Annotated in this window: 11 protein-coding genes; 5 read left to right on the top strand and 6 right to left on the bottom strand. The window is 44.1% G+C overall.

Translation table 11 applies throughout. From position 1 onward, the window contains the following. Positions 1–16 precede the first annotated feature (16 nt). Entirely contained in the window at positions 17–1,537 is a 1,521-nt protein-coding gene (gene ppx, locus BLP85_RS14010; protein WP_092820881.1) for an exopolyphosphatase, read from the bottom strand. A 261-nt stretch (positions 1,538–1,798) separates the two neighbouring features. Between ppx and trxA the strand changes: the two genes are divergently transcribed. From trxA to BLP85_RS13995, 3 genes are all read left to right on the top strand, one after another. Beyond that, a complete protein-coding gene (gene trxA, locus BLP85_RS14005; RefSeq protein WP_092820879.1) occupies positions 1,799–2,125 on the top strand; it encodes a thioredoxin in 327 nt (108 codons plus the stop codon). 328 nt (positions 2,126–2,453) lie between these two features. After that, on the top strand, positions 2,454–3,722 hold the full coding sequence (gene rho, locus BLP85_RS14000; RefSeq protein ID WP_005007569.1) for a transcription termination factor Rho: 1,269 nt from the start codon (positions 2,454–2,456) through the stop codon (positions 3,720–3,722). 420 nt (positions 3,723–4,142) lie between these two features. Continuing rightward, positions 4,143–4,391 carry a hypothetical protein gene (locus BLP85_RS13995; RefSeq protein WP_092820877.1) on the top strand — a complete coding sequence of 83 codons (249 nt, stop codon included), beginning with the start codon at positions 4,143–4,145 and terminating at the stop codon, positions 4,389–4,391. Between the two features lie 177 nt (positions 4,392–4,568). Here BLP85_RS13995 and BLP85_RS13990 read toward each other — a convergent pair whose 3' ends face one another. From BLP85_RS13990 to pheS, 3 genes are all read right to left on the bottom strand, one after another. Further along, entirely contained in the window at positions 4,569–4,865 is a 297-nt protein-coding gene (locus tag BLP85_RS13990; protein WP_086197465.1) for an integration host factor subunit alpha, read from the bottom strand. Next, a complete protein-coding gene (gene pheT, locus BLP85_RS13985) occupies positions 4,862–7,243 on the bottom strand; it encodes a phenylalanine--tRNA ligase subunit beta (RefSeq protein WP_092820875.1) in 2,382 nt (793 codons plus the stop codon). Before pheT ends, BLP85_RS13990 begins: the two co-directional genes overlap by 4 nt. Before the next feature lie 135 nt (positions 7,244–7,378). Then, a complete protein-coding gene (gene pheS, locus BLP85_RS13980; RefSeq protein ID WP_086197467.1) occupies positions 7,379–8,359 on the bottom strand; it encodes a phenylalanine--tRNA ligase subunit alpha in 981 nt (326 codons plus the stop codon). A gap of 157 nt (positions 8,360–8,516) precedes the next feature. Between pheS and BLP85_RS13975 the strand changes: the two genes are divergently transcribed. After that, positions 8,517–9,560: a hypothetical protein gene (locus BLP85_RS13975; RefSeq protein WP_092820873.1), complete on the top strand. Its 1,044-nt coding sequence runs from the start codon at positions 8,517–8,519 to the stop codon at positions 9,558–9,560. Between the two features lie 95 nt (positions 9,561–9,655). Here the strand turns inward: BLP85_RS13975 and BLP85_RS13970 are convergent, their stop codons facing one another. Next, on the bottom strand, positions 9,656–10,432 hold the full coding sequence (locus tag BLP85_RS13970; RefSeq protein WP_092820871.1) for a tRNA threonylcarbamoyladenosine dehydratase: 777 nt from the start codon (positions 10,430–10,432) through the stop codon (positions 9,656–9,658). Positions 10,433–10,579: 147 nt separating this feature from the next. After that, on the bottom strand, positions 10,580–11,134 hold the full coding sequence (orn, locus tag BLP85_RS13965; protein WP_092820870.1) for an oligoribonuclease: 555 nt from the start codon (positions 11,132–11,134) through the stop codon (positions 10,580–10,582). Positions 11,135–11,259: 125 nt separating this feature from the next. Here orn and rsgA point away from each other — a divergent pair, with 125 nt between their 5' ends. Then, positions 11,260–12,324 (top strand): small ribosomal subunit biogenesis GTPase RsgA, encoded by a 1,065-nt coding sequence (rsgA, locus tag BLP85_RS13960; RefSeq protein WP_092820868.1) that lies wholly within the window; start codon positions 11,260–11,262, stop codon positions 12,322–12,324. The last annotated feature ends 85 nt before the right edge of the window (positions 12,325–12,409 follow it).

Here is a 12,409-nt window from a genome sequence, read left to right as displayed (position 1 = left end):
GTTAACCAATCACTTGTTAATAGATAAATTGTTCCGACTGAATATTCAATTCAATATCCCAATGCTTAAACTGCACCTGTTCATCATGCAAGTCTGCTACAAGCAAAGGCCATTGTTTGGCATCGCCAGAAACGCTGAGTTGCCATTGTTGCTCATTGATGACACTTAATTCAATGGCAGGAAGCATCTCATCGCTACGACTATGATTAAGCAAAACTGCTAAACGCAGCAATAGACATAAGTACACAAGTTTGCTACCACCGACCTTTGCAACATCTACGCGCGCATCGCCACGAAGTTTACGACGATGATGAGCGACCAAATGTGACAAATGGTTTTGATCAATTTGCGAGAAACCGGGAATATCCGAATGTTGCAATAAATAAGCCCCATGGCGATGGTAACCACTGTGACTGATCGCCAGGCCAATTTCATGCAAACATGCAGCACGACGCAGTAAGTCACTGTCATCACTGGTTAAATTTAGCGATTGTGCAACGCCATTAAACAATTGCTGTGCGGTATTGACTACACGTTCAGCCTGTTTGCTATCGGCGTTATAGCGTCCCATTAAGGCATGTACAGAACGGTCGCGAACGTCTTCATGCTGGAAACGGCCCAGCAAGTCATACATCACGCCTTCACGTAAAGCACCATCTGAATAGACCAGTTTATCCAGACCCAGCACATCAAATACGGCATATAAAATGGCAATCCCTGCTGGCAAAACTGCTCGACGGTCTTCTTTCAGGCCATCAAATTCCATTTCAGCCACGTGCCTATATTTAAGCAACTTGTCTTTAAGTTTTTCCAGGCCTTCACGGGTGAGTTCTTCTTTTTCATTGCTCCAGCCCATATTCACCGTAATCTGACGGCAGGCTTTAATCGTTCCGCTTGAACCCACTACCGTATCCCAACCTGCAGCTTTATAGGTATTGGCAATCCCTGAAATTTCTTTACGTGCAGCGGTCACCGCCTTATCAAAAACTTTCTGGTTAATTTCGCCATCCATAAAATAGGCTTTCGTAAAGGCAACACAGCCCATTTGTACAGATTCGGTATGAATCGGTTCGAATGCTTCACCAATAATCAGCTCGGTCGACCCCCCGCCAATGTCAATCACCAGACGGCGGCCGCTATTGGCCATGGTATGGGAGACCCCCAAATAAATCAGACGGGCTTCTTCACGACCAGCAATAATTTCGATCGGTTTAGGTAAAATGTCAGCAGCTTTCTGAATGAATTCATGACCATTTTTAGCCTGACGTAAAGCATTGGTTGCCACAATACGCAAACGGTTTGGCTGCACTGAACTTAAACGTCCGACAAAACGTGCCAGACAGGCCAACCCACGTTGCTGAGCCGCTTCGGTCAAATTTTTATTTTCATCTAAGCCAGCTGCCAATTGTACTTTTTCTGACATCGAAGCCACTTTTTTTACTTCGCCATGATCTACACGTGCAATTGCCAGGTGAAAGCTGTTCGACCCCATATCGATGGCAGCAAGTAACTCTTCATCAATCAAAAAATCAGACATTATTCAAACAAACCTATAAGAATTGTGCTTAGAGTAATTCACATGCATGCAATTTAAAAGCCATTTATCAGTTCAACTGAACCAGTTTTTAATTTTTTTAATACCGTAAACCATTGTAGGACACGATAATCAATATCGTGAGCATCAATTAGACAAACTCAATATAATGATTGAAAATTTACATATCCCCCTACATAGTTAAACGAGGCTATGTAATACTTATAGTTATAGAACTAACTTAAAATTTATTTGGAGCATTCCATGTCTGGCAATATCGTAAATACAACTGATGCGAACTTCGAAGCTGACGTTTTACAATCTGACATTCCTGTACTGGTCGATTTCTGGGCAGGCTGGTGTGCACCTTGTAAAGCCATTGCACCTGTACTTGAAGTATTGTCTACAGAATTTGAAGGCAAAGTAAAAGTTGTTAAAGTTGACGTAACTGCTTGTGAAGCGACTGCCGTAAACTACAATATCCGAAACATTCCTGCACTATTGATGTTTAAAAATGGTGAAGTTGTCGCTCAACAAGTCGGTGCTGCGCCAAAATCTAAATTGACTGCTTTTATTGAAGAAAATATCTAATTTAAAACAGCTTGATTGAATCCAATACGCTATCGCCCGATAGCGTATTTTTTTCGTCTATAAATTGACAAAAATACGATTAGCTCTTATATTGCTTGTTCAAGGAATACAGGATTTCTGATCCGTCATTTTCTTACAAGACACAACACATAAGATCGCCGCTCGGCAACAGAAATTGTTTTTACACTTTTCTCTTCGAAACAATGAATCAGACCTCTGAATTGTTATTGTGCAAATACAATTGCGTTACGTTTATTGCGTGTAAGCGGCTGAATGTTGCTCCCTTTTCTCATCTCTATCCCAGAATTTTAATTCTATCTGACCCCCTATGAATTTAACTGAACTCAAGAAAAAACCGATTGGCGAACTCATCAAGATTGCCGAGTTTATGGGCCTGGAAGGAATGGCCCGTAACCGTAAGCAAGACATCATTTTTGCCATCTTAAAACGCCATGCAATGAATGGCGAAGAGATTTTTGGTGATGGTGTTCTGGAAATTCTGTCTGATGGTTTTGGTTTCCTCCGCTCAGCAGCGGGCTCTTATCTTGCAGGCCCGGATGACATTTATGTCAGCCCATCGCAAATTCGCCGTTTCAACTTACGCACCGGTGATACCATTACTGGCACAATTCGCCCACCTAAAGAAGGCGAACGCTATTTTGCGCTTTTAAAAGTTAATCAAATCAACTACGACACACCTGAAAACTCGCGCAACAAAATCCTGTTCGAGAACTTGACCCCATTGTTCCCGACTGAACAATTGGTCATGGAACTGGGTAACGGTACCACTGAAGACTTAACTGCACGTGTCGTTGACTTGGTTGCACCAATTGGTAAAGGTCAGCGCTCGATTATCGTTGCACCGCCAAAAGCGGGTAAAACCATGTTGCTACAAAACATCGCGCAATCGATTGTTCGTAACAACCCTGAATGTTTCCTCATCGTCCTTCTAATTGACGAACGCCCTGAAGAAGTGACTGAAATGGAACGTACGGTTCGTGGTGAAGTAATTGCCTCAACCTTTGATGAGTCTCCAGCCCGTCACGTACAAGTGGCTGAAATGGTGATTGAAAAAGCCAAACGTCTGGTAGAACACAAGAAAGATGTGGTCATTCTGCTGGATTCGATTACCCGTCTGGCACGTGCCTATAACACTGTAATTCCTTCATCAGGCAAGGTTTTAACTGGTGGTGTGGATGCGCATGCGCTTGAACGTCCAAAACGCTTCTTCGGTGCTGCACGTAACATTGAAGAAGGTGGCTCATTGACGATCATCTCTACTGCCCTGATTGAAACAGGCAGCAAGATGGATGAAGTGATCTACGAAGAGTTCAAAGGTACCGGTAACCAGGAAATTACGCTTGATCGCCGCATTGCCGAAAAACGCGTGTTCCCTGCAATGAACATCAAAAAATCCGGTACTCGCCGTGAAGAACGCTTGATGAGCGAAGATAACCTTCGTAAAGTCTGGATTCTGCGTAAATTGCTGCATACTCAAGATGAATTGGCAGCCATGGAATTCTTGCTGGATCGTATGAAAGAAACCAAAACCAATGATGATTTCTTCGATCAAATGAAGCGTAAAGCGACCAACTAAACGGGTCATTATTGTTTTTCCATAAAAAGGCTATCTCTCGGGATAGCCTTTTTATTTGGTTGACTTTATTTACATAAAGCTACAATCCACCCTTTTCTTTGTAAAGTTAATAGACAAGTTAATTATTCTTAAAAATATTAGATTTATAAAACCATAATTTTTAGCAAGTTATTTAGTATTTATCCAATATAAATCTTCCAATTGATTGTTATTTTCTGTTAAAAAAATGCTCATTTTTTATCTTTTTTTGCATTTTTTAATAAGCACCTAGTAGTAATTCAAAATGCGCAGTGATAGCATATTCGCAGACCAGTTAGACTGCCTCTGCATTGTTACTGCCTAACAAATTTTAGGAAGAATAAAAGCACTCAACAGGCTAACATAGGTTTTTTTTAATCTCATATTTTAGAGAGTGATGCCATGTTATTCAAAAAAATCGCTATTGCTGCTGCAGTTGCTACTACTTTAGCTTTCGTTGGTTGTGCTAAAAAAACTGAAGAAGCTCCTGCTGCTGATGCTGCTGCATCTGAAGCTGTTGTAGCTGCATCTGAAGCTACTGCTGCTGCTTCTGCTGCTACTGTTGAAGCTGCTTCTGCTACTGAAGCTGCTGCTTCTGCTGTTGACGCTGCTCCAGCTGCTTCTGAAGCTGCTGCTTCTGCTGCTAAATAATCTTTACGATTATTCAGTAAAAAAGAGAGCCTATGGCTCTCTTTTTTTATGACTGAAATAAAGGTCAATCAAATCATATTGAATAAAAATATCCAATTTTCAAACAATACGCTTCCTTGCCTATCCTAGATAGAAAACCAGAATCCTTTAAAAAAACTTAAAACAAAAAAAAGCAGATCAATCGATCTGCTCATTTCCTACGCGCTGACGGAATTTCTGTCCTGCGCGGAATGTGACTACACGGCGTGCTGAAATTGGAATTTCCTCGCCGGTTTTCGGGTTACGGCCTGGACGTTCACGCTTGTCACGCAACTCAAAGTTACCGAAACCCGAAAGTTTAACCTGTTCACCCGAGATTAGCGCCTGGCTAATCTCATCGAAGAACAATTCGACCATTTGTTTAGCTTCACGACGGTTTAAACTCGTGAGCTCACTTAAATGATCAGCCATTTCTGCTTTTGTTAGTGCTGTCATGAAGCCCTCAATGTCGCTTGGTAAGTGTTTTCCAACACTTGAAGGATATTATCCATACCTGATTTAATTTCAGCATCTTCCAATGTACGGCTTGGATGCTGCCACAGAAGGGCAAATGCCAGTGAGCGTTTCCCTTCTTCTACTCCTTGTCCAGTATACACATCGAATAACCATGTCGAGTCTAGCAGCTCCCCACCTGTTTTTTCGATAAGTCCCTGAATTTCGCTAACATTAATCTTATCATTAATTAAAAGCGCAATATCACGCCTTACCGATGGAAAACGTGATAATTCTGTAAAATTAGATACATAAGTTTGCAAAACAGCCTTTTGATCAAGTTCGGCAACCCAAGTCATGCCCAAGTCGAGTTCATCTTCCAAAGAAGGATGTAAACGACCGAGATAACCCACAGACTGGCCATCTACTAAAATTTCAGCCGACTGTCCAGGATGTAACCAGCTACGCTCTGAACGAACATATTCAACTTTAACCCGTCCTGCTGCCAAAATTTCCTCAACTTCACCTTTTAAGTCAAAGAAATCCATTGGCTGAGCTTTGCCATGCCAAGATTCAGCTGTTTTGGCACCCACTGCAATTAAAGCCAAAGTCGGGATCTGTTTTAGATCATGAATGCTTTGCGCATTTTGATAATCAAAACGTAGTCCTAACTCAAAGAAACGCACACGGTTTTGCTGACGGTTGATATTGTATTGCACACATGGAATCAGGCTGGATAACAGCGTAGAACGCATTGCTGCCAATTCACTGGAGATTGGGTTCGCCAACATCAACGGATTTACCGCAGGATTCAGCTGTTTTTCAAGTTTGGCATCAGCGAAGCTGAAACTGATCGCTTCCTGATATCCTAAAGTCACCAGGGTTTGACGAAGTTGAGCCACCTCAAACTGATCTTGATGTTTGGCAAGTTTCACGTCAATCACAGGCAGGCTGATTTTAATATTGTCATAACCGTGAATACGGGCAACTTCTTCAATCAGGTCTTGATAGATTGCCATGTCATAGCGATGTGATGGAGGAACGACGCTCCATTGACCTTCAGCTTTAACTGTCACATCACAACCTAAACGCGTTAAGGCATCGGTAATAAAGTCAGATTCAACCTTATAACCCAATAACTGATCCACCTGAGCCTGGTTCAGTTCAATCGCTTCACGTTTTGGTAAAAGCTCGGTTTTTTCTGCCACGGTAATTGGACCAAACTCACCACCCGCCAGTTCAGCAATCAACTGTGATGCGCGGTGCATGGCAATAAGCGGCAATTCAAAATCTACACCACGTTCATAGCGCTGAGAGGCATCGGTATGTAAACCAAAGCTACGCGCACGGCCCGCAATATGTAAAGGCGCGAAGAAAGCAGATTCCAGGAAGATTTCCGTGGTTTCATCAGTCACAGATGAAGACAGGCCACCCATGATGCCCGCAATCGCCAATGCCTTTTCATCATCTGCAATCACCATCACGTCATCAGATAGCTCAACTTCCTGTTCATTGAGTAGAACCAGTTTTTCGGCAGCAATGGCTTGACGTACATGCACTGAACCTTGAACTTTTCCGCCATCAAAAGCATGCAGTGGCTGACCCAGTTCAATCAGTACATAGTTGGTAATATCCACCAAAATGCTGTGCTGACGGATACCTGAACGGGCAAGCGCACGCTCCATCCATTCCGGTGTAGGGGCTTTGGTATTGACGTTTTTGATGACACGACCTAAATAGCGTGGGCAGCCTGCAGTTTCCACAACGACTTTTTTCTCGTCAGTAATGCTTGCAGCCACTTCTGTGATTTCAGGTGCAGTCACAGGCAATTGGTTAATTACCCCAATCTCGCGCGCGATACCACGAATACTGAAACAGTCACCACGGTTTGGCGTGATACTGATGTCAATCACGTGATCATCCAGATCCAGATATTCACGGATGTTGACACCAACAGGTGCGTCGCCTGGAAGCTCTAACAGACCATCAATTTTATCTTCTAGGTCAATTTCAGAAGCACCACACAGCATGCCTTGTGATTCGATACCACGCAGTTTGCCTTTCTTGATTTTGAAATCGCCCGGCAATACTGCACCAATGATCGCTAGAGGGGCTTTCATGCCTGCACGCACGTTTGGCGCACCACAAACAATCTGTAAAGGCTCACCCGAACCGATATTTACGGTAGTGACACGTAAACGGTCTGCATCTGGATGCTGTTCTACAGTGAGTACTTCACCGACAACCACACCGGTAAATGGTTTTGCAGCTGGCGCCAGCTCATCAACTTCCAAGCCCAGCATGGTGAGTTGATCGGATAAAGTTTCGCTATCAACTGCCGGGTTTACCCAGGTGCGCAACCAATTTTCGCTAATTTTCATTTATAAAAACCTGTAATTTCAATCTCTAGAATCCCCCTCTGACTCCCCCTTTTTCAAAGGGGGAGAACCCCTATCTTTTCGCGGAGTCCCTCTCCTTTCTTAAAGGAGAGGTTAGGAGAGGATTAAATAAAAGCCTTAAGCAAATTGGCGTAAAAAACGCACATCATTCTGGTAGAACATACGCAAATCGTTAATGCCATAACGCAGCATCGCAAAACGTTCTACACCTAAACCGAACGCAAAACCTTTATATTTTTCAGGATCAATGCCTGCTGCTTGAAGGACATTCGGATGCACCATACCGCAACCCAAAACTTCTAGCCAGCGACCGCGTTCATCCATGATATCCACTTCGGCACTTGGTTCAGTGAACGGAAAGTAAGACGGACGGAAACGCACGGTTAAGTCTTTTTCAAAGAATTCGTTCAGCAGGTTCACCAACAAACCTTTCAGTTCTGCAAAGCTGGTGTTCTCAGCGACATACAGACCTTCAATTTGATGGAACATTGGCGAATGGGTCTGGTCCGAGTCACAGCGGTATACACGACCCGGGCAGACAATACGGATTGGCGGCTGATTCTTTTCCATGGTCCGTACTTGCACACCTGAAGTGTGGGTACGAAGCAGGTGGTTGGCATCAAAATAGAAGGTGTCATGCATGGCACGTGCCGGGTGATGCCCCGGAATATTCAGCGCTTCAAAGTTGTGATAATCATCTTCAACTTCAGGGCCTGTCGCAACCGTGAAACCGGCTTTGGTAAAAAATTGGCAAATGCGTTCCTGCACTTGAGTCACAGGGTGAATACTGCCCACACTTTGACCGCGACCCGGCAAGGTAATATCGATCGTTTCGCTGGCGAGTTTTTGTTCTAGTGCAGCTTTTTGTAATTCCGCCTGGCGTGTTGTGAGTGCGCCAGTGATGGCTTCACGGACCGCATGAATTTTCGCCCCAAAAACTTTACGTTCTTCAGGATCCATTTTACCCAGTGCCTTGGATTGTTCCGCGAGCTGGCTTTTCTTCCCTGTAAATTGCACTCGCACTTGATCGAGTGTAGCAAGGTCCTCTGCTGCTGCAATCGCAGCGAGCGCTTCAGTGGTCAGGGCTTCCAGTGACATAGTAACTCTCAAAGCAACAATTTAAAAATATAATAAAACCCCATATTCTAACAGTTTTTGAGCGCGTTGATGAAGTTCCCTGTAGAGGAAAAATTAGATTGGCAACCATATTTAGAAAAAGTATAAGATAAAGCCAATATTTATGAGATCAATAACAATGGCACTCGATCAGATTTGGAAACAGCAGCTTACTTTGGTGACCTATGGCAATGAATACCTCAGCCAGAATCTGAGCTTTAATCATTGGGTACAACATGCCATTTTCAACCAGCACAATTTGCGTTTCCGTGATCTGCTGTCACAACATTTATTGGCACAACATTTTCAAATCTGGCTGGAAGGTCTAAAAAAACAGGGAACGCTGCGCATCAGCCTGCACAGTTCCAGTCTGCTCAATGATGAACAGAACCCCAATGCTAATGTTGAACTGCTTGCCATTCCGCATTTTATTGTCAGCCATGAACACAATAAGAAAACCGCCTGGATTTTCGGCAAGGAATTGGCGGAATGGTATAACGCAGATCATGACTATGCAGCGCCCAAGCCACAACAGGAACAGTGCCGTCAGGAAACCTTCTGGCGTTTCGAGCTGAATTCAAAACTGGCAAAACGTATCGATGCCGATTTGCAACAGCCGAATTGGGATGACATTCAGGTTTATACCAACAACGAATTATTTGACAGCAAGTTTGCCCAAGGCTTTATCGAGCCTGCGAATCGTGATTTTCCGTATTATGGAATGCCGCAAACAGCAACGGAAAATGCGGATGGCTCCCCATTGCCGGAAAGTAAATATCTGCCTTTACTACCAAGCGATTATCAGGCGGATTATGCGCATACCACACTGCATCGCCTAGAAGCTTTGTCCATTTATATTCAGCAAAAACAGCAACATCCCTATCATGCGGATGGCAGTGAACTGACACCTGAAGAACAGCTGAATCTACGTCATTTCTCGCAAAAGCTGGATGATTTAACCGCAAAATTTATAGTCAAAGTTGCCAATCATTATCAGTCCGCACGATTGACCAAAGTTGAAGTGGCCAATCCACTAGATGGCGCGCCAAGCACTCCGCATACTGCCCCACAGGTGAAAAGCCATCCTGCGCATGCCTCGCATAAAGTCGGTACATCGGGCGTGATTAAACTGATTTTGCTAACCATTGTCATTTGTGTACTAGCTTATTATTTTGGACTTTAATTTTTATTTTTATAAGGTTTCAAAATCCAGATGAACCCGATCACAGCGCATCGGGTTTATCTTTTTATGGGCTTCTAATTTTTATCGTTATGAGGTCATGGCAGTTTTTTAGGCTTTTTCAAGGCCAGTTTTTTTAACACTTCTGATACCGCTACCATGGCAAAACTTGAAGTCACCACCACTGCCGAGCCATAACCGCCACAGCGCAGGCCGGCACTGGCACAGACTTCTGCACCCGAGAACGGATTATCAATAGAATACACACAGCTAATGCCAAATTTTTCTTTGGGCTTTTTACAGATGCCTTTGGCACGTAGCTGGCTGCGCAGTTTCGCCAGCATTGGGTCCTGTTCGGTTTTGGACAAATCGGCAACCCGAATTTTTAACGGATCCAGCTTACCACCTGCTCCACCCGATACAATCAGCGGAATTTTATTAAACCGGCAATGTAGCATTAACGCCAGTTTGGCTTTGACATCATCAATACAGTCCAGAACGACATCAGGGGTATTTTCTAACAGTTCTTTGACATTGTCCGGGGTTAGATAATCATCCACCAGATTGATCTTGATCCGTGGATTAATCGAATAACAGCGCTCGGCCATCACTTCTATTTTTTCCCGCCCCAAGGTCGAAGTCATGGCCGGCAATTGACGGTTAATATTGGATGCAGCAACCACATCCATATCAATCAGGGTCAGTTCACCAATACCGGTACGTGCCAGGGCTTCAACAGCCCAGGAACCAACGCCGCCAATCCCGATCACCATCACATGGCTGTGTTCATAGTGACGAAAAGCCTCATCTCCATAAATTTTTTCTACCCCGGCAAAGCGGCGCTCATATTCATCATCTTCAGGAAGATTAGTCATTCGTCATCTAACAGCTAAAAAACACCGCTGCATTTTATCAAATTCCAGCTGAATTCGATAACCTATCTCTTTCGCATTATTCAATAACTGTAGCAGGCATAAAAAAAGAGGCTTTCGCCCCTTTTCCATTCATCTATCAACACTGCTTTATTTATTCATAATAAAGAAGTATTCACGATAGTATTTCAGTTCGGCAATCGAATCACGGATGTCATCCATCGCCAGGTGTGAAGCATTCTTTTTCAAGCCGCTCATAATTTCCGGGCGCCAGCGTTTTGCCAGCTCTTTCACTGAAGATACATCCAGATTACGGTAATGGAAGAACTGTTCCAGTTCCGGCATTAAACGGTGCAAGAAACGGCGGTCCTGACAAATGGAGTTACCGCACATCGGTGATGATTTTGGATTAACCCATTTTTTCAGGAATTCCAGGGTTTGCTGTTCGGCATCTTGTGCAGTCAATTTACTGCGGCGTACCCGTTCGATCAGACCCGATTGACCATGTTGACGCGTATTCCATTCATCCATCGCATTTAACACGCGATCCGACTGATGCACAGCCAGCACTGGACCTTCCGCCAGAATATTCAGGTTATCGTCAGTCACAATTGTTGCAACTTCAATAATTTGATCGTTATCCGTATCCAGACCTGTCATTTCCAGGTCAATCCAAATCAGGCGGGTATCAGGGGTGCTGCTCATAAATGTGCAATCTTATTGGGCTTAAAAACCGCTATAGTAGCAAATTTATTGCAACTTGGCTGTAACTCCTACCCCGCTTCATGCTATTTTTGCCATTCTTAGTCCATGCTTTTTTTAGGATATGAATGGCTTTAATTCGTAAACGTCGTTTAACTGAACAGCAGCAACGTCGCATTCAGAAACAACATCAAACACGTCAAGAAGAACTCGACACTTCAAATGATTTAGAAGGCCTGGTGGTGCAACATTATGGCCGTCAGCTTGAAGTGCAAGCCCTCTCAGCGCCCGAAAAGCACCCGAGTAAACCTATCGTTGCAGCAGGTGAACCAGAGCCTTTCTGGAAGCCGATTGAAGTCGGCAGCGTATGGCGCTGTCATACCCGAACCAATCTGGAAGCGCTGGTCACAGGTGACCGCGTGAAATGGCAGGCCGATCCGAATACCGGGCTCGGTATTATTACCGCCATTCATCCACGTAAATCGCTATTGACTCGTCCCGACCGTTATCACAAGGTTAAACCTGTCGCGGCCAATGTCAGCCTGATTGTGATTGTATTTGCCTCCTTTCCGGAAGTTGCACCCAGTCTGATTGACCGTTATCTGGTGGCCTGTGCCGATGCTGAAATTCCGGCACTGTTAGTGCTGAATAAAGCTGATTTAATTCAGGAAAATGACCCGATTCTAGACCTGGTCAAAGAATACCGAGACTTGGGATATGAAGTCATGCAATGCCAGTCTACCGGTGAGGTGTCGGTTTCCGCTCTGGCAAAACGCCTGGCAGGTGAAACGGTCGCCTTTGTTGGCCAGTCCGGTGTCGGCAAAAGCTCGCTGATTAATGCCATTGTTCCCGAAGCGGCACAAAAAACCAATATCATTTCGGAAAACTCGGCGCTGGGTCAGCACACCACAACATCTACCCGTTTAATTGCCTTTGGTGAAGGCGCTGCCCTGATTGACTCTCCGGGAATCCGTGAATTTGGTTTATGGCATCTGGATCTGGCCAAAGTGCAGCATGGCTTTCCTGAAATTGAAAATCTGCTGGGACATTGCCAGTTCCGTAACTGTACCCATAAGCATGAAAAGCAATGTGCTTTGCGTCAGGCGGTGGAATCTGGTGAAATCTTGCAGCGCCGTTTAGACAGTTATTTGCGTTTAATCGATGAAATTACTGAAGCACAGCAAAAAAATTAATTTTTCTTAACCCTTAGCCCTTGAAGCAGTGATTTTGATCGCCATATTTATAGGCTATACTCTACGCAATTTTGAAATTGTAATT

Origin of the sequence: Acinetobacter kookii (assembly GCF_900096895.1) — a bacterium.
Lineage (GTDB): Bacteria > Pseudomonadota > Gammaproteobacteria > Pseudomonadales > Moraxellaceae > Acinetobacter > Acinetobacter kookii.
This window is presented reverse-complemented; position numbering and strand designations above follow the sequence as displayed.

Excerpts from the sequence above, each read along its gene's own strand:
- ppx (WP_092820881.1), bottom strand. The coding sequence starts at position 1,537 with ATGTCTGATTTTTTGATTGATGAAGAGTTACTTGCTGCCATCGATATG.
- trxA (WP_092820879.1), top strand. The coding sequence starts at position 1,799 with ATGTCTGGCAATATCGTAAATACAACTGATGCGAACTTCGAAGCTGAC.
- rho (WP_005007569.1), top strand. The coding sequence starts at position 2,454 with ATGAATTTAACTGAACTCAAGAAAAAACCGATTGGCGAACTCATCAAG.
- BLP85_RS13995 (WP_092820877.1), top strand. The coding sequence starts at position 4,143 with ATGTTATTCAAAAAAATCGCTATTGCTGCTGCAGTTGCTACTACTTTA.
- BLP85_RS13990 (WP_086197465.1), bottom strand. The coding sequence starts at position 4,865 with ATGACAGCACTAACAAAAGCAGAAATGGCTGATCATTTAAGTGAGCTC.
- pheT (WP_092820875.1), bottom strand. The coding sequence starts at position 7,243 with ATGAAAATTAGCGAAAATTGGTTGCGCACCTGGGTAAACCCGGCAGTT.
- pheS (WP_086197467.1), bottom strand. The coding sequence starts at position 8,359 with ATGTCACTGGAAGCCCTGACCACTGAAGCGCTCGCTGCGATTGCAGCA.
- BLP85_RS13975 (WP_092820873.1), top strand. The coding sequence starts at position 8,517 with ATGGCACTCGATCAGATTTGGAAACAGCAGCTTACTTTGGTGACCTAT.
- BLP85_RS13970 (WP_092820871.1), bottom strand. The coding sequence starts at position 10,432 with ATGACTAATCTTCCTGAAGATGATGAATATGAGCGCCGCTTTGCCGGG.
- orn (WP_092820870.1), bottom strand. The coding sequence starts at position 11,134 with ATGAGCAGCACCCCTGATACCCGCCTGATTTGGATTGACCTGGAAATG.
- rsgA (WP_092820868.1), top strand. The coding sequence starts at position 11,260 with ATGGCTTTAATTCGTAAACGTCGTTTAACTGAACAGCAGCAACGTCGC.